This is a genomic window from Micromonospora cabrerizensis, assembly GCF_022230955.1.
GTDB classification, from domain to species: Bacteria; Actinomycetota; Actinomycetes; order Mycobacteriales; family Micromonosporaceae; genus Micromonospora; species Micromonospora cabrerizensis.
In genome coordinates this window covers 1-16,330 of sequence record NZ_JAKKFI010000116.1, presented here as the reverse complement: position 1 = coordinate 16,330, position 16,330 = coordinate 1, and the positions used below count along the sequence as shown (strand labels likewise).

Below are 16,330 nucleotides of genomic sequence, written 5' to 3'. Positions count from 1 at the left end.
GGCCACCTGGGGCCTCGCATCGGACATCTCGTACTATGGCGCTTTCCGACAGCGACGGCGAGGCGATCGGGGGCGGGCCAGGTGACTCCAGGCCGTCGGCACGGCAGGGCGCTTCCCGTCCTGCTCAGCGCACTGCTGGCCGCCACGGCCTGCGGTCCGGTGGCCGAGAGGAAGCCGCAGGATCTGCGGGTCGGTTTCGACAGCCTGGACGGCTCGTTGGCCGTGTGGCCGCCCCGGGGCGACCTCTCGGGTGACACCACGGCGACGGCAGCGGTCACCAGGACGGTTCGCGAGTGGCGGTCACCGGCCGACGACCGGGCCCACCTGCCCTCGTCCGGCATTCTCTTCTCCGGCCGGGTCGACGGCGCCCCGGTGGCACTCGTGGCCGCCGACGTGCCCGGCGAGAGCGCCTCCTGGCTGCTGCAACTCACCCGCGACGGCGACCGGTACGCGGTGACCCGCGCCACCGAGTACACCGACCCGGGCTACCTCGTCTACTCCGACGTGCTGCCGGTGCAGACCGCCGCCGGCCGGCGCTACCTGGTGTCGGCGCGGGTGCAGACGCTGGTCGGGCCGCAGGATCGGACGCTGACCGTCGCGGACGGCCTCAGCGCGCCGGTCGACGTGCCGTCCTGCACGGCGGTCGCCGTGACCGCGACCCTGCGGACCACCGAGTCGCTGCCCCGTGGGCGGGCCGCGGACCGGCTGCTCGACCTGGGCACCGGCACCGTCGACCCGCGCTATCCGCTGGTCCGCGACGAGTCCGGCACCGGCCGGAGGGCGCTCACCGGCCTGGACACCTGCGTGCTGGCCGGCGATCGGGGCCCGTTCGGCAGCATCCCGCGCCGGATCGGCGACCGGGACGCGCCGCGCTCGGTGCCGACGTCCTGGCCGATGGCGAAGCTCACCGTTCGCTCGCTCGGCGAGGTCGCCCTCGGCGGTGGCGAGGCAGCCGAGTTGCAGCAGCTCAGCTGGGACACCGACGCCGGCGCGATGACGGCGGTGGTCTACCGACCCGCCGACGGGACCGCACCCGTCGTCTCGCCCGCCGACCGGGCCACCCCGTTGCAGGCGTACCAGTTGCCGGTGCCCGGTCAGCCTCTGGTGGTGCTCAGCTGGCGCGCCACCCGGGACAGCTCCCTGTCCGTCCCACCGGGCACTCCCCTGCTGGTCGAACGCCCCGGCCTGGCGGTCATCCCCAGCCCGTCCCGCTCCCAGACCTACAGCCTCGCCAACACCGACAAAACCCACTACCGCTCAATAAAACCAACCAACTGACCCCGCCCACGGCCACGAGGACGGCGGGCGTCCCCTTCCCAGGGGGCGCCCGCCGTCGTCGTTGCCGTCAGTTCTGTGCGGCCGCGTCGCTGGGGGTGAGGCGGTCCGGGGTGGCGTCCAGGCCGGAGATCCAGCCGGTGACGTTGCGCGCCACGTCCTGGGCGGTCAGGCCGAGGTCCGACAGGATCTGCGCGCGGGTGCCGTGCGGGTGCCACTCGGCTGGTACGCCCAGGTCCTTGAGCGGCACCCGGACGTCGGCGTCGCGCATCGCCTGGGCGAGCGCGTCGCCCACCCCGCCGACCCGGACGCCGTCCTCGACGCTGACCACGAGCCGGTGGCGGGCGGCGAGGTCGACCAGCTCCGCCGGGACCGGACGCACCCAGCGGGGGTCGACGACGGTGACGCCGTAGCCCTGCTCCGCGACCCGGGCGGCCACCTCCATGCCCAGCTGGCCGAACGACCCGACGGCGACCAGCAGCACGTCGGTACGCGCCGACTCGGCCAACACGTCGACCGGGCCGACCCGGCGCAGCGCCGGCAGGTCCGCGGCGACCGCGCCGGTCGGGAAGCGCACCACGGTGGGGCCGTCGTCGACGGCCACCGCCTCGCGCAGCTCCTCGCGCAGCGTGGCGGCATCGCGGGGGGCGGCGATCCGCAGCCCGGGCACCACCCCGAAGACCGACATGTCCCAGATGCCGTAGTGGCTGGGGCCGTCCGGGCCGGTGATGCCCGCCCGGTCCAGCACGAAGGTCACCGGCAGCTTGTGCATCGCCACGTCCAGCAGAACCTGGTCGAAGGCGCGGTTGAGGAAGGTGGCGTAGACCGCGACCACCGGGTGCAGACCGCCGAGCGCCAGGCCGGCCGCCGAGGTGGCGGCGTGCTGCTCGGCGATGCCCACGTCGTACACCCGCTCGGGGTACTTGCGGGCCAGCTTGGCGATGCCGGTCGGCTCGGCCATCGCGGCGGTGATGCCCACCACGTCCGGCCGCTCGTCGGCGATGGCCAGCAGCTCGTCGGCGAAGACGTGCGTCCACTTCACCGACGGGGCGGCCAGCAGCGCGCCGGTCTCCACGTCGAAGGCGCTGCTCGGGCCGTGCAGGCAGTCCGCCTCGTCCTCCTCGGCCGGGCGGTAGCCGTAGCCCTTGCGGGTGACCGCGTGCACGATGACCGGGCCGCCGAAGTTCTTGGCCGCGCGCAGCGCCGCCTCGACCGCCGTCACGTCGTGCCCGTCCACCGGGCCCACGTACTTGATGCCGAGGTCCTCGAACATGGCCTGCGGGGCGACCGCGTCCTTGATGCCCTTCTTGACCGCGTGCAGCACCTCGTACATCGGCTTGCCGACCAGCGGCGTGGAGCCGAGGGCGTCCTTGACGGTGTCGAGGACCTTCTCGTAGCCGGGGTTGAGCCGCAGCGAGGAGAGGTGGTCGGCCAGCCCGCCGATGGTCGGCGAGTAGGACCGGCCGTTGTCGTTGACGACGATCACGAGGGAGTTGCCGGCGGTGGCGATGTTGTTCAGCGCCTCCCAGCACATGCCACCGGTGAGCGCGCCGTCGCCCACCACGGCCACGACGCTGCGGGCCTCACCACGCAGGGCGTACGCCTTGGCCAGGCCATCGGCGTAGGAGAGCGCGGTGGAGGCGTGCGAGTTCTCGATGAGGTCGTGCTCGCTCTCCGCCTGACTGGGATAGCCGGAGAGGCCACCACGCTGGCGGAGCTTGTCGAAGCCGGCCTGGCGCCCGGTGAGGATCTTGTGCACGTACGCCTGGTGGCCGGTGTCGAACAGGAGCCGGTCGCGGGGCGAGTCGAAGACGCGGTGCATGGCCAGCGTCAGCTCGACCACACCGAGGTTGGGCCCGACGTGCCCGCCGGTGCGGGAGACCTTGGCGATCAGGAAGTCCCGGATCTCGGCAGCGAGGACGTCCAGCTCCTCGCCGGACATCCGCTTGACGTCCTGCGGACCGCGTACCGTCCCCAGCAGCCGGCCGTGGTTGGCCGTGTCCTCTTCAACACTCATGACCGGAGAGTCTATCGGCCGCCCGGCACTCCGCAGCCCGGGCCGAGCTGCCCGGGCCGTACGGGTCGGCTGAGCGCCTGGTCAGAGCACCATCCGCGGCGGCCGGGCCGGGGTACGAGGGTCCGCGGTCAACGCCCGGCCGGCGGGAGCAGCAGCCCCACCTGCTCGACGTGCTGTGTCATCGGGAACAGGTCGAAGCCCCGCAGCGCCGCCAGCCGCCAACCGAGGTCGGTGAAGGTGCGGACGTCCCGGGCGAAGGCCGCCGGGTCACAGGCCACGTACGCGACCGCTCGCGGGCCGGCGGCGACGATGTCGCGCACCACCTGGGCGCCCGCGCCGGAGCGCGGCGGGTCGAGCACCACCACGTCGACCGGGCCGGTGATCCGTCGGCGGGTGAGCGCGGTCTCGACCCGGGCGGCGACCACCTCGACCCGGGGCAGGTCGGCCAGGTTGGCCCGGGCCGCGTCCACCCCGTCCCGGCTCGATTCGACCAGGGTGATGCGGGCTTCGCCGACCCGGCCGGCGAGGGCGGCGGCGAACAGCCCAGCGCCGCCGTAGAGGTCCCACGCGGTCTCGCCCGGCTGGGGGTCCAGGAGGTCCAACACCGCCGCGCAGAGGGTGTCCGCGGCGGCCGGGTGCACCTGCCAGAACGCGGACGAGGGCAGCGTCCAGTCCCGTCCGGCGGCCACCTCGCGGACCTCGGCCGGCCCGCTCACCGGGGTGGGCACCCCGTCGCGGATCTCCGTGACGGTCACGTCCCCGCCGGTGCTGGCGATCGTCTCCACCGCCTCGGCGGCCGGCCAGCGCTCGGCGAGCACCGGCAGCTGCTGGATGGCCGGGTGGGCGATCCGGCAGCGGTCGATGGGCACCACCTCGTGCGACCGGTGCTTGAGCAGACCGGCCCGGTCCGCGCCGTCCACGGCGTACCGGACCCGGGAGCGCCAGCCGAGCAGGCCGCCGGGCAGCGCCTCGACCCGGACGCCGAGCTGGTCCAGCTCGGCGTCGGTCAGCCCGCCGAGGCGGATCAGCTGCTCGCGGACCACGGCGGTCTTCCAGGCCAGCTGCGCGGCCGGGGCGACGTGTTGCAGGTCGCAGCCACCGCACGCGCCGGGTCGGGCGTACGGGCAGGGCGGCTCGACCCGGTCCGGCGACGGGTCCAGCACGGTCACCGCGTCGGCCCGGACGAACCCCCGGTGCACCTCGGTGACCTCGGCGACGACCCGTTCACCGGGCAGCGCGTGCCGGACGAAGACCACCTGTCCGTCCACCCGTGCCACGCAGTGCCCGCCGGGGGCGACCGCGTCGACGGTCAGCTCGACCCGTTCCGCCTCCGCCAGCCCACGCTCGGGTGCCGGTGGCACCGGGGTTGTCGCGGTTCGCTGCCCGCCCGACTCAGTCACGGCCGTTCCCTTCCGTAGCGCGGTCCGCCGGGCCGCCCTCGCCCGGCGGCGGGGTGGTGACCACCGGCGGGATGGAGACCACCGGCGGCAGGTTGCCGCGCGGCCCCCGCGCCGGTGTCCGGGACAGCGTGGCGTCCAGCCGGTCCAGGTTCTTGCTCGCCGTCGACGCGAGCTGCCACGGCACGCTGACCACCATCACCCCCGGTTCGAAGAGCAGCCGGCCCTTGAGACGCAGGGCGCTCTGGTTGTGCAGCAGGTTCTCCCACCAGCGGCCGACCACGTACTCCGGGATGAAGACGGTGACCACGTCGCGGGGTGACTTGCGGCGGGTGGAGGCGACGAAGTCCAGGATCGGCCGGGTGATCTCCCGGTACGGCGAGTCGATCACGGTGAGCGGGATGGCCATCTCCCGCCGCTCCCAGTCGGCCTGCAGATCCCGGGTGTCCTTGTCGTCCACGTTGACGGTCACGGCGGTCAGCGTGTCCGGCCGGGTGGCCCGGGCGTAGGCGATGGCCCGCAGTGTCGGCTGGTGCAGCTTGCTGACCAGCACGATCGCGTGGTTACGGGCGGGCAGCGTGGCCCGGCCCTCGTCCGGCGGGGTCAGCTCGACGGCGATCCGGTCGTAGTGCCGGCGGATGGCCAGCATCAGCGCGTAGATCACCGCCATCGCGGCGATCGCGATCCAGGCGCCGAGCAGGAACTTGGTAACCAGGACGATCACCAGCACCGCGCCGGTCAGGCCCGCGCCGAACGTGTTGATCGCCCGGGAGCGGACCATCCGGCGACGCGCCTCCGGGTCCCGCTCGGTGCGCAGGTGCCGGTTCCAGTGCCGGATCATGCCGACCTGGGAGACGGTGAACGAGACGAAGACCCCGACGATGTAGAGCTGGATCAGCTTCGTCACCTCGGCCTGGAAACCGACGATCAGCACGATCGCGAAGAGGGCCAGGAAGGTGATGCCGTTGGAGAACGCCAACCGGTCGCCCCGGGTGTGGAACTGACGGGGCAGGTAGCGGTCCTGCGCGAGGATCGAGCCGAGCACCGGGAAACCGTTGAACGCGGTGTTCGCGGCCAGGAACAGGATCAGGGCGGTCACCCCGGCCAGCACGTAGAGCAGGATCGACCCGGAACCGAAGACCGTCTCGCCGAGCTGGGTGGTGACCGTCTTCTGCACGTACCCCTCGGGGCCGGAGACGATCTGGAGCTTCGGGTCCTCGACGAACTGAAGGTGGGTCAGCCGGGCCAGCCAGATGATCCCGACCAGCATGCTCACCGAGATGGTGCCGAGCAGCAGCAGGGTGGTGGCGGCGTTGCGGCTCTTCGGCGCCTTGAACGCCGGCACACCGTTGGAGATCGCCTCCACGCCGGTGAGCGCGGCGGCGCCCGAACTGAACGTCCGCAGCAGCAGGAAGACCAACGCGAACCCGGTCACGCTGTGCTCGGCCTGGATCACCAGGTCGGCGCTCGGGGCACGGAGGTCGTCGCCCAGCACGAACACCCGGAACAGCCCGGTGAGCAGCATCCCGAGCATCACGATCACGAAACCGTAGGTGGGGATGGCGAACGCCGTGCCCGACTCGCGTAGCCCGCGCAGGTTGACCGCGGTCAGCACCACCACCGCGATCACCGCGATCAGGACCTTGTGGGTGGCCACGAACGGCACCACCGAGCCGAGGTTGGCCACCCCGGAGGAGACCGACACCGCCACCGTGAGCACGTAGTCGACCAGCAGCGCGCTGGCCACCCCGACGCCGAACTTCGGGCCCAGGTTGACCGTGGCCACCTCGTAGTCGCCGCCGCCGGAGGGGTAGGCGTGCACGTTCTGCCGGTAGCTGGCCACCACGGTGAGCATCACCACGACCACGGCCAGCGCGATCCACGGGGAGAACAGGAACGCCGAGGCGCCGGCGATGGAGAGGGTGAGCAGGATCTCGTCGGGCGCGTACGCGACGCTGGACAGCGCGTCGGAGGCGAACACGGGCAGCGCGATGCGCTTCGGCAGGAGGGTGTGCTGAAGCCGGTCGGACCGGAACGGTCGACCGAGGAGGAGCCGCTTCAGCAGCGAGGTGGGACTGGCCACGAACGCCAAGGGTACGACCACCACGGCGGGGGCGCGGGGGTGGGCGATCACCGCTGCTCACGACGACGGGGTACGGTCGGTCCCCGCTTCCCACCGGGACGTGGCAGGCTCGCACTCGGAGGCCACCGGAAGCGGGGGCGGTACGCACCTTGGGAGGGACAGCGTGCACGTCGTGATCATGGGATGTGGCCGGGTCGGGTCGACCCTCGCCCACAGCCTGGAGTCCCGAGGGCACTCGGTGGCGGTGATCGACCAGGACGCCGACGCGTTCCGCCGGCTCGGCCCCGACTTCGCCGGGATCACGGTGACCGGGGCCGGCTTCGACGGCGAGGTTCTCCGACAGGCCGGCATCGAGCGCGCGGACGCCTTCGCGGCGGTGTCGAGCGGCGACAACTCCAACATAATCTCGGCGCGGTTGGCCCGCGAGACGTTCGGCGTGTCCCGGGTCGCCGCCCGCATCTACGACCAGCGCCGCGCGCAGGTCTACGAGCGGCTGGGCATCCCCACCGTCGCCACCGTGCGCTGGACGGCCGACCGGATGCTGCGGCACCTGGTGCCGGAGGGCAACGTGGAGATCTTCCGCGACCCGACGAGCACCGTGTCGATCGTCGAGGTGCCGATCCACAAGGACTGGATCGGCCGGTCGGTGCGCACCCTGGAGGAGGCGTCCGGCGCCCGGGTGGCCTACCTGATCCGCTTCGGCATCGGCACGCTGCCCACCGGCTCCACCGTCGTACAGGAGGGTGACCAGGTGTTCATGCTGGTCAGCGATGACATCGTGGCGACGGTCACGTCGGTGGCGGCGGCGCCGCCGGAAGGGGGGCACTGAGCCATGCGGGTCGCCATCGCGGGCGCGGGCAACGTGGGCCGCTCGATCGCCCAGGAGCTGATCGACAACGGCCACCAGGTGATGCTGATCGAGCGCCAACCCAAGATGCTGCGCCCGGACCGGGTGCCGGCGGCCGAGTGGGTGCTGGCCGACGCGTGCGAGGTGGCCAGCCTGGAGGAGGCCAACATCGCCGGGTGCGACGTGGTGGTCGCGGCGACCGGCGACGACAAGACCAACCTGGTGCTGTCGCTGCTGGCCAAGACCGAGTTCGCGGTGCCACGGGTGGTGGCCCGGGTCAACCGGGCCGAGAACGAGTGGCTGTTCACCGAGCAGTGGGGCGTCGACGTCGCGGTGAGCAAGCCGCGGGTGATGGCCGCGCTGGTCGAGGAGGCGGTCACCGTCGGCGACCTGGTCCGGCTCATGACCTTCCGCCAGGGTGAGGCGAACCTGGTCGAGATCACCCTGCCGCCGACCGCGCCCTACGTCGGTCAGCCGATTCACGCCGTGCCGCTGCCCCGCGACTCCGCGCTGGTGGCGATCCTGCGCGGCAAGCGGGTCCTGGTGCCCAGCCCGGACGACCCGATCGAGGCCGGCGACGAGCTGATCTTCGTCTGCACGGCCGAGGTGGAGGACCAGGTCCGCGCGGTGATCCTCGGGCCGGACAGCGTCGAGCGGACCCGCGGCTCACGCTGAGCCGACGGCCGGCGCGGTCGGTCAGGCGCCGGGCAGCGGGGTCGGCGACGACTCCCGGGTGACCCGGCGCACCGTCCAGACCGTGATCAGCAGCAGCAGCGCGTACGGCGGGTAGCCCAGCGCCAGCCGGGCCACGCCCAGCAAGGTGTCCTGGTGGGCCAGGTAGAGCCCGGCCTGCACGCCCACCTTGGCCAGCCAGACCACGCCCCAGAGCACGGTGAGCTGGGTGAAGGTGCGCACCAGCTTCGGGTCGGTGCGCCAGTCCGAGCGGCCCTTGGCGACCAGCACCGACCAGATCCAGCCCACCAGCGGCTGCCGGATCGCCGCCGAGACCAGCAGGGCGACGCCGTACCCGATGCCGTAGAGGATGCCGGGAAGGTAGAAATCGCGCTCGTCGCCGGTGCGCCAGGCGATGGCAGCGCCGACACCGACACCGAACAGCCCGTTGATGGCATGTCGGATCGGCCGGCGCTGGGCCAGCCGCAGCCCGGCGATCAGCAGCGCGACGGAGACCGAGGCGATCACCGCCGGTCGCAGCTCGCCGATGATGTTGGCCAGCACGAAGACCACGACCGGAATGCTCGACTCGACCAGACCCCGCCAGCCGCCGAGCTGGTCGGCCATCTGCTCGGCGATCGTGGGCAGCGGCTCCTCGTCCGGAGGGCCGGTCTCCGGCTGCGCCGCCCGGTGCTGTCCCGTCGTCATCGCCGGCCTTCCGTCCGCAACGCCGTCACTTCGGCGAGTCCAGCTCGTAGTAGGGGTTGTAGATGACCTTGCGCTCGTCGCGCACCGCCACCCGGCCACGAGCGGTCAGGTGCCGGCCCGGCTCGATCCCGGCGATGTGCCGTCGACCCAACCAGACCAGGGTGACCACGTCGCTGCCGTCGTACAGGTCGGCCTCCAGGGTGGGCAGGTTGGTGCGCGGCGTGTAGACCACCGTGCGCAGCCGACCGGCGACCGACACCAGCTGACCCCGGGAGCACTGCTGGGCCGGGATCCCGCCGCACTCGGCGCTCTCCCGCCGCAGCTCCTGCGCGTCGATCTCGGCCTCGCTGGCGGTGAACCGTTGCAGGATGCGCCGCAGCGACACCCGGCCCTCGTCGGTCGTCATGACCTCCGCGTCACCCTCTCCACGCTCGCCGTCCCCGGCCGGCACCGGCGGCGCCGGAACCGTGCCGCCAGCGTACGCCGACGGGGCTGGTTCCGGCGGGCCGGTGCGCGCGGGTCAGACCTGGCGCGGCTCGGCGGCGGCGTCGCCCGCCTCGGCGTCGCCCTGGTCGGCGATCTCGCGGGGCAGCCGCAGCGGCAGCGGCTCACGGACCGGCTTGGCCTCCTGGCCACGGTCGACCACCAGGCCGTCCAGGCACTCCACCAGCGGCCCGGCCACGGCCGGGTTGGTGGCCACCGGCCCCTGGAACACGCCGCGGACCATCCAGCGCGGCCCGTCGATGCCCACGAACCGCAGGTTCGTCGGGCCGTCCGGGGTGTTCACCTGGGCGTGCAGCTCCGGGCCGTACTCGCCGTCGACCTCCTGCGCGCTCGCGCCGTCGCGCAGCAGCGACTGCCGGATCTCCTCGCGCACCTCGCCCCAGATCCCCTCCGAGCGGGGGGCGGCGAAGACGCCCAGCTGGAGCGCGTTGTCGCCGTGCACCAGCACCACCTGCTGGATCACACCCTGCGGGTCGGCCTGCACCCGCACCTCGACGTCGGCGATCGCCGGGATGTGCAGGCTGCCCAGGTCGAGTCGCTGCACGTCGTCGTAGCTCTCGGAGATGTCGTACGGGCCGCGCTCCAACGTCGGCGCCGCATCGCCCTGGTCCGGGACCTGGACGGCCCGCTCGTCACGGGTCTGCCGCTCGGCGTCGGCCCGCTTTCGGGAGAAGATCACTGCGCCTGCCCTCCGCTGTTCACACTCACCCTGCCACCTCTTCCGTCTGCCCGCGGCCCGGCTCGTCTGGCCGCCGCTCGACCCGGTCCTGGCCCGTCGGCGACGGCACCAGCCCGGCGTGCCCGCCGGTCGACCCGTGCCCGCCGACCCCACGCCGGGACGTGGGCAGCTCGACCACCGGCTCGAACCGCGCCCGTGCGACCTGCTGGACCACGAGCTGCGCGATCCGGTCGCCGCGGGAGATCTTCGCCGGCACATCCCGATCATGGTTGATCAGGTTGACCAGGATCTCACCCCGGTAGCCGGCGTCGACCGTACCGGGAGCGTTGAGCACCGTCACGCCGAGCCTGGCCGCCAGACCGGAACGGGGGTGGACCAGACCCACGTACCCCTCCGGCAGCGCGATGGCCACGCCGGTGGGCACCAGGGCGCGGCCACCGGGCGGCAGTTCCACGTCCGCGGCCGCCACCAGGTCGGCCCCGGCGTCGCCGGGATGGGCGTACGTGGGCAACGGCAGCTCGGAGTCGAGCAGCTGCACGGGCACGGGTACGACGTCTGTCACGGGTCCCCTCTTCCGTCCGGTTCTCGGGGTGACCCTGCCATCCTGCCGGTTCGCCGAGCCGCCGTGCGCCGTACCCTCGCAGGAGTGAGCATGTCGCCCTCTCCGTCCGCCGATCAGCCGCCGGTCGACGCCCGCCCGGCGTACGCCGAACGGCTGGATCTGCCCTGGTGGCTGTGGTTGGCCGGGCTGGTGGCCGCCGCGCTGCTGGCCGTCGAGATCTGGATGGGCGCCGACGGCGTGCGGGCCTGGCTGCCGTTCGTCGTGCTGCTGCCCCTCACCGCGGCAGGGCTGTGGTGGCTGGGCCGGATCCGGGTCGGGGTCGCCGACTCCGAGCTGCGGGTGGACGACGCCCGCCTGCCGGTGCGATTCGTGGCCGACGTGGTGCCCCTGGACGTGGCCGGCCGCCGTGAGGTGCTCGGGGTCGGCGCGGACCCGCTCGCCTTCGTGGTGCAGCGGCCGTGGATCGGCGGCGCCGTGCAGGTGGTGCTCGACGACCCGGCCGACCCCACCCCGTTCTGGGTGGTGAGCACGCGGCACCCGGTCGAGCTGGCCGAGGCGGTGCTGGCCGCGAGGGACGCTCTGACGCTCTCCCGTCCCACCACGGGCGAGCAGGGCTGACCCGACGCCGTTGACCCGCTCAGGTGCCGGTGGGCGGGCCGGGCAGGGCTGCCGGTGGCGCGGGCCGGGCGATGCCCCGCCGACGCAGGTCCACCTGAAGCTGTTCGGCCATCTGCTGGGTGGCCCGGCGGTTGAGGAAGCTGGCCACCGCCGCTCCGGTCAGGAACGGCCCGAGCGTGGTGAGGTTGCGACCGAAACGCCGCAGCAGCATGTCCCGCAGTTCCTTGCGGGCCGCGGTGCCGAGCACCGCGCCCACCCCCACGCCGGGCACCATCGGGTTGACCCCCCGCTGGGTGGCCCAGGAGTGCACCAGGGCGACCGCCCGTTGGCTGCCGCCCTCCGGCAGCGCCACGCCGTGGACCTCGTGCAGCTCACCGACCAGCTTCAGCTCCACCGACACCACGGCGACGGTCTCGGCGGCGAGCAGCACCGGCGCGGAGAGCAGGGTCGGGGCGACCGTCCACTCGACGGCGGCGACTCCCCCGCCGGCCGCGCCGATCGCGGCGGTGGTCCGGGACGCGTTGCGGATGAGCCGGTCGGCCAGGGCGGCATCGTCCAGGCCGGGGAAGTGCCGACGCAGGGTTTCCAGGTCCCGTACCGGGATGTGCGGGGCGACCTCGGCGACGGCGTCGACCATCCAGCGCACGGCGGCACGGGGCTTGAACAGGTCGGAGATGCCCCGGGCGCGGGCCTGCCCGACCATCCGGGTCAGCAGTTGACGGCGACGGGCCGGAGCGATGTCGTCCGCGGTCAACGCCGCGACGGTGGCGCCCAGGTCGTCCGTGCCAGCAGTGGCGCCCAGGTCGTCCGTGCCAGCAGTGGCGCCCAGGTCGTCCGTGCCAGCAGCGGCACCGAGGTCGTCCGTGCCACTGGTGGCATCGAGGTTGCCCGTACCGCCGTCGGTGGTGCCGCCTCGATCGCTCATCGGACCTCCCGGTGCTGTGGCTACCCGCTACGAGTCAAGCAGGTACCCACCGGTGCCGCATGCCTACACCGGCTAGCGGCGGCCCCGTTCAGGAGGCCGCCGCCGGTGTCGTGGTTGTCAGACGCACTCGCGACAGATCAACTCGCCGTTACGCTCGACCGCCAGCTGGCTACGGTGGTGGACCAGGAAGCAGCGGGCGCACCGGAACTCGTCCTGCTGCATCGGAAGCACCTTGACCGTGAGCTCCTCGTCGGCCAGATCGGCACCGGGCAGCTCGAAGCTCTCGGCCACCTCGGCCTCGTCGACGTCCACCGCGCCCGACTGTGAGTCGACGCGCCGTGCCTTGAGCTCTTCCAGGCTGTCCTCGCCGAGGTCGACCTCGTCGCGACGCGGTGCGTCGTAGTCGGTGGCCATCGGTTTCACTCTCCCATATCGATGTTGTCGCTTCCGGTTGTAACGCCGGACGACGCTGTTTCGGTTCCGCTGGCCGGCCACCACTTGTGTCGGGCACCCGACCCGAGGACCGAACGGGTCGAGCTCGCCGGGGCGACTCCCCTGCGAGCGCGGAACCTTACCCCCCCTTGGGCGAGGCATGTATACCGCCCTTGCGGCTGAGATGTACGCCCCCGCACGCGAAGTTGTTCCCAATGTGATTCAGGCGACACGAAGATAGGGGTAGTAGTACCCGGTTCGCGGTCGGCGCGCCGGCATGTCGGGCTGTTTCCACGCGACGGCCGGACAACCGTTAACCTCAGCGGCGTATTCGACGGCCGGCGGCCAGTCTGATCGTCGCCGGCTGCCGCCACCCACCTGAGGTCCCGGGAGTGCCCAGATGAGTTTTGCGCGAGTGCGAGCACTCGTCGTCGTCGGCCTGCTCGGGGTGCTGGCCCTGGCGTTCGTGGTCACCGCGATCATCCGGGACAGCCAGGGAAAGGCGGGCACGGCCGAGGGCTGCCCGGAGGGTTGGCCGCTGGCCGACGTGACACTGCACGAGCCCAAGGACGTCAAGATCAACGTGTTCAACGCGACCGACGAGGCCGGTCGGGCCGGCAGCGTCGCGGACGACTTCCGCAACCGCAAGTTCCAGGTCAAGAAGGTCGGCAACGAGCGCAAGGGGATCGACGACGTGGCGGTGCTGCGGTACGGCCCGAAGGGCGTCGGCTCCGCGCACCTGCTGCAGGCGTACTTCCTCAACAACGCCGAGCCGGGCTACGACCCGAAGCGCACCGACGACGTCGTGGACGTGGTCCTGGGCAACGGCTTCCAGCAGCTCGCCACCACGACCGAGGTCAACCAGTCCCTCGGTGACATCGGCGCGCCACAGGCACCCAAGGGCTCCTGCCCGTCCCCGGTCGCCAAGTGACCGCCTGAGCGCTCTGACCGGTCGCTCAGCCGCCGGCCCGGTCGCTCAGGGCCCGCCGGCGGCGTCCAGCCCGGCCAGCCGGTCGTGCAGCGGCCCGAAGAGCGCGGGCGGGGCCGCGACCACCAGGTCGGGCCCCGGCGGCCCACCGGCCAGGCCGGCGACGCACACCCCCGCCTCGGCGGCCACCAGACCGCCGGCCGCCAGGTCCCAGGCCGCGAGGCCCTTCTCGAAGTACGCGTCGAGCCGGCCCTCCGCGACCAGGCAGAGATCCAGCGCGGCGGCACCGAGCCGCCGGATGTCCCGGACGTGTGCGATAAGACCGGCCACCACCTGGGCCTGGTGCGCGCGACGCCCGGCGTCGTAGCCGAAGCCGGTGCCGACCAGCGCCTGCCCCAGGTCCGTCTCGCCGGAGCAGCGCAACCGCACACCGTCGCGCCAGGCCCCGCCGCCGACCGTGGCCGTCCACTCCTCGCCGGTGCTCACGTTGCGCACCACGCCGGCGACCACCACCCCGTCGACCTCGGCGGCCAGCGACACCGCGCTGTACGGCAGCCCGTAGAGGTAGTTGACGGTGCCGTCGATCGGGTCGATGATCCAGCGCACCCCACCCGGCGCGACCGGCCCGGTGTCCCGGATGCCATATTCCTCGCCAAGCACCGCGTCGTCCGGCCGCAACTGCCTCAGCGCGTCGAGCACCTGCCGCTCGACCGCCCGGTCGGCGGCGGTGACCACGTCGGTGACCGTACTCTTGGTCGCAGCCACCGAGACACCCTCGACCCGCATCCGGTACGCGGTGGCCGCCGCATCCCGTGCGACGCCGAGCGCGACCGCCAAGAGTTCCCGAGGTGACGGCGCCGAACGGTCCATCCCAACGTCCCCTTCCCACGCGACCGGGGCGTTCCACGCCCCGCGCGAGTATCATCCTTACAAAGTCCACATCAGCGCCGAATCGGCGGTCCCACCGCCGTTAAGCAGTGCGGCGCAGGAAGATCGCGGCAGACGGCGTTACAATTCACCCCTGCCCACGCGCCACGGACCGCCGAACACCGGCCGGTCCGGGACACGCGGGTCCCTCAACCACATTGCCCGGCCCGGTTGCCCCACGCTGTGCCGGACAACCCGGCCGTGCCCGCTCTTCGCCTCCGGAAGGTCATTCGTGACAGAACCCCGCCAGACCGGCGCCGACGTTCGCTCGCTCACCGACACCCTGATCGCCCACGCGCAGAGCGCCGGTGGCCAGCTCACGTCGGCCCAGCTCGCGCGCACCGTCGAGTCCGCCGAGGTGACTCCGGCCCAGGCCAAGAAGATTCTGCGGGCGCTCTCCGAGGCGGGAGTGACCGTGGTGGTCGACGGCTCGGCGAGCACTCGCCGACGCGTCGCCGCGGCCCGTTCGACCACGCCGGCGTCCCGGGCCACCACCGCCAAGACCACCAAGAAGGCTGCCGCGCCCGCCCCGAAGCAGGCGCCCGCCTCCGACGACGCGCCGTCCGCGCCGGCCCCGCGCAAGGTGGCCGCCCGCAAGGCCACCTCCGCCGAGGGCGCTGCCACGACGGCGAAGGCCACCAAGTCGACCCGGGCCACCAAGGCGACGGTCGCCGCCGCTGGCGCCAAGGCCGGCACCAAGGCCAAGGGCGAGGGCGCCGAGGGCGAGATCGACCCGGAGGAGCTGGCCGCCGCCATCGAGGACGTGGTGGTCGAGGAGCCGGCCGAGCTGGCCCAGGCCGCCGAGACCGACGCCGCCGCCTCGGCGACCGACAACGACTTCGAGTGGGACGACGAGGAGTCCGAGGCTCTCAAGCAGGCCCGGCGGGACGCCGAGCTGACCGCCTCCGCCGACTCGGTCCGCGCGTACCTGAAGCAGATCGGCAAGGTTCCGCTGCTCAACGCCGAGCAGGAGGTGGAGCTGGCCAAGCGCATCGAGGCCGGGCTCTACGCCGCCGAGCGGCTGCGCGCGGCCGACGAGGGCGAGGAGAAGCTCGTCCGGGACATGGTCCGTGACCTGGGCTGGATCTCCCGTGACGGCGAGCGGGCCAAGAACCACCTCCTGGAGGCGAACCTCCGACTGGTGGTGTCGCTGGCCAAGAGGTACACGGGTCGTGGCATGGCCTTCCTCGACCTGATCCAGGAGGGCAACCTCGGCCTGATCCGCGCGGTGGAGAAGTTCGACTACACCAAGGGCTACAAGTTCTCCACGTACGCCACCTGGTGGATCCGGCAGGCGATCACCCGCGCGATGGCCGACCAGGCCCGCACCATCCGCATCCCGGTGCACATGGTCGAGGTCATCAACAAGCTTGGCCGCATACAGCGTGAGCTGCTCCAGGACCTGGGCCGCGAGCCCACTCCGGAGGAGCTGGCCAAGGAGATGGACATCACACCCGAAAAGGTGCTGGAAATCCAGCAGTACGCTCGGGAGCCCATCTCTCTGGACCAGACCATCGGCGACGAGGGCGACAGCCAGCTCGGTGACTTCATCGAAGACTCCGAGGCCGTGGTCGCGGTGGACGCGGTTTCGTTCTCGCTCCTGCAGGACCAGCTCCAGCAGGTGCTCCAGACGCTTTCCGAGCGTGAGGCGGGTGTGGTACGCCTGCGCTTCGGCCTGACCGACGGCCAGCCGCGGACTCTGGACGAGATCGGCCAGGTCTACGGGGTGACCCGGGAGCGGATCCGGCAGATCGAG

At 72.6% G+C, this 16,330-nt stretch carries 16 protein-coding genes; 6 read left to right on the top strand and 10 right to left on the bottom strand.

Going from position 1 to position 16,330, the window contains the following annotated elements; all coding sequences use genetic code 11:
• Positions 1-81: 81 nt before the first annotated feature.
• Positions 82-1,278, top strand: coding sequence for a hypothetical protein (locus tag LADH09A_RS29460; protein WP_372492376.1), 1,197 nt, complete (start codon positions 82-84; stop codon positions 1,276-1,278).
• Positions 1,279-1,345: 67 nt separating this feature from the next.
• Here LADH09A_RS29460 and dxs read toward each other — a convergent pair whose 3' ends face one another.
• From dxs to LADH09A_RS29445, 3 genes are all read right to left on the bottom strand, one after another.
• Positions 1,346-3,292: a 1-deoxy-D-xylulose-5-phosphate synthase gene (gene dxs / locus LADH09A_RS29455; protein WP_238648933.1), complete on the bottom strand. Its 1,947-nt coding sequence runs from the start codon at positions 3,290-3,292 to the stop codon at positions 1,346-1,348.
• Positions 3,293-3,420: 128 nt separating this feature from the next.
• Positions 3,421-4,653, bottom strand: a complete 1,233-nt coding sequence (locus tag LADH09A_RS29450; RefSeq protein WP_238648983.1) for a class I SAM-dependent RNA methyltransferase — start codon at positions 4,651-4,653, stop codon at positions 3,421-3,423.
• Between the two features lie 31 nt (positions 4,654-4,684).
• Positions 4,685-6,772: an APC family permease gene (locus LADH09A_RS29445; RefSeq protein ID WP_238648932.1), complete on the bottom strand. Its 2,088-nt coding sequence runs from the start codon at positions 6,770-6,772 to the stop codon at positions 4,685-4,687.
• Between the two features lie 163 nt (positions 6,773-6,935).
• Between LADH09A_RS29445 and LADH09A_RS29440 the strand changes: the two genes are divergently transcribed.
• Both LADH09A_RS29440 and LADH09A_RS29435 read left to right on the top strand, forming a co-directional pair.
• The gene (locus LADH09A_RS29440) at positions 6,936-7,601 is read left to right on the top strand and encodes a potassium channel family protein (protein ID WP_238648931.1); all 666 of its coding nucleotides are present in this window, start codon (positions 6,936-6,938) and stop codon (positions 7,599-7,601) included.
• A gap of 3 nt (positions 7,602-7,604) precedes the next feature.
• On the top strand, positions 7,605-8,294 hold the full coding sequence (locus LADH09A_RS29435) for a potassium channel family protein (RefSeq protein ID WP_088946811.1): 690 nt from the start codon (positions 7,605-7,607) through the stop codon (positions 8,292-8,294).
• 21 nt (positions 8,295-8,315) lie between these two features.
• Here the strand turns inward: LADH09A_RS29435 and LADH09A_RS29430 are convergent, their stop codons facing one another.
• The 4 genes from LADH09A_RS29430 to dut all read right to left on the bottom strand — a co-directional run bounded on the left by LADH09A_RS29430 (position 8,316) and on the right by dut (position 10,744).
• A complete protein-coding gene (locus LADH09A_RS29430) occupies positions 8,316-8,999 on the bottom strand; it encodes a DUF3159 domain-containing protein (RefSeq protein ID WP_238648930.1) in 684 nt (227 codons plus the stop codon).
• A gap of 25 nt (positions 9,000-9,024) precedes the next feature.
• The gene (locus tag LADH09A_RS29425) at positions 9,025-9,405 is read right to left on the bottom strand and encodes an OB-fold nucleic acid binding domain-containing protein (protein WP_179782700.1); all 381 of its coding nucleotides are present in this window, start codon (positions 9,403-9,405) and stop codon (positions 9,025-9,027) included.
• 114 nt (positions 9,406-9,519) lie between these two features.
• Complete coding sequence (locus LADH09A_RS29420; protein ID WP_238648929.1) at positions 9,520-10,182, bottom strand: DUF3710 domain-containing protein; 663 nt, start codon at positions 10,180-10,182, stop codon at positions 9,520-9,522.
• A 25-nt stretch (positions 10,183-10,207) separates the two neighbouring features.
• Positions 10,208-10,744: a dUTP diphosphatase gene (gene dut, locus LADH09A_RS29415; protein WP_088946808.1), complete on the bottom strand. Its 537-nt coding sequence runs from the start codon at positions 10,742-10,744 to the stop codon at positions 10,208-10,210.
• 90 nt (positions 10,745-10,834) lie between these two features.
• Between dut and LADH09A_RS29410 the strand changes: the two genes are divergently transcribed.
• Positions 10,835-11,362 (top strand): DUF3093 domain-containing protein, encoded by a 528-nt coding sequence (locus tag LADH09A_RS29410; protein ID WP_238648928.1) that lies wholly within the window; start codon positions 10,835-10,837, stop codon positions 11,360-11,362.
• A 19-nt stretch (positions 11,363-11,381) separates the two neighbouring features.
• Here LADH09A_RS29410 and LADH09A_RS29405 read toward each other — a convergent pair whose 3' ends face one another.
• Positions 11,382-12,287, bottom strand: coding sequence for a hypothetical protein (locus tag LADH09A_RS29405; protein ID WP_238648927.1), 906 nt, complete (start codon positions 12,285-12,287; stop codon positions 11,382-11,384).
• A 117-nt stretch (positions 12,288-12,404) separates the two neighbouring features.
• Positions 12,405-12,701 (bottom strand): DUF4193 domain-containing protein, encoded by a 297-nt coding sequence (locus tag LADH09A_RS29400; protein ID WP_007075406.1) that lies wholly within the window; start codon positions 12,699-12,701, stop codon positions 12,405-12,407.
• Between the two features lie 433 nt (positions 12,702-13,134).
• Here LADH09A_RS29400 and LADH09A_RS29395 point away from each other — a divergent pair, with 433 nt between their 5' ends.
• Positions 13,135-13,650 carry a LytR C-terminal domain-containing protein gene (locus tag LADH09A_RS29395; RefSeq protein WP_238648982.1) on the top strand — a complete coding sequence of 172 codons (516 nt, stop codon included), beginning with the start codon at positions 13,135-13,137 and terminating at the stop codon, positions 13,648-13,650.
• Between the two features lie 45 nt (positions 13,651-13,695).
• Here LADH09A_RS29395 and LADH09A_RS29390 read toward each other — a convergent pair whose 3' ends face one another.
• Positions 13,696-14,517: an inositol monophosphatase family protein gene (locus LADH09A_RS29390; protein WP_238648926.1), complete on the bottom strand. Its 822-nt coding sequence runs from the start codon at positions 14,515-14,517 to the stop codon at positions 13,696-13,698.
• A 289-nt stretch (positions 14,518-14,806) separates the two neighbouring features.
• On the opposite strand from LADH09A_RS29390, the gene LADH09A_RS29385 reads away from it, so the two are divergent.
• A partial coding sequence (locus LADH09A_RS29385) for an RNA polymerase sigma factor (RefSeq protein ID WP_238648925.1) occupies positions 14,807-16,330 on the top strand: 1,524 nt, incomplete at its 3' end.

Coding starts and splice junctions, on each gene's coding strand:
- dxs (WP_238648933.1), bottom strand. CDS start 3,292: ATGAGTGTTGAAGAGGACACGGCCAACCACGGCCGGCTGCTGGGGACG.
- LADH09A_RS29435 (WP_088946811.1), top strand. CDS start 7,605: ATGCGGGTCGCCATCGCGGGCGCGGGCAACGTGGGCCGCTCGATCGCC.
- LADH09A_RS29430 (WP_238648930.1), bottom strand. CDS start 8,999: ATGACGACGGGACAGCACCGGGCGGCGCAGCCGGAGACCGGCCCTCCG.
- LADH09A_RS29425 (WP_179782700.1), bottom strand. CDS start 9,405: ATGACGACCGACGAGGGCCGGGTGTCGCTGCGGCGCATCCTGCAACGG.
- LADH09A_RS29410 (WP_238648928.1), top strand. CDS start 10,835: ATGTCGCCCTCTCCGTCCGCCGATCAGCCGCCGGTCGACGCCCGCCCG.
- LADH09A_RS29405 (WP_238648927.1), bottom strand. CDS start 12,287: ATGAGCGATCGAGGCGGCACCACCGACGGCGGTACGGGCAACCTCGAT.
- LADH09A_RS29400 (WP_007075406.1), bottom strand. CDS start 12,701: ATGGCCACCGACTACGACGCACCGCGTCGCGACGAGGTCGACCTCGGC.
- LADH09A_RS29390 (WP_238648926.1), bottom strand. CDS start 14,517: ATGGACCGTTCGGCGCCGTCACCTCGGGAACTCTTGGCGGTCGCGCTC.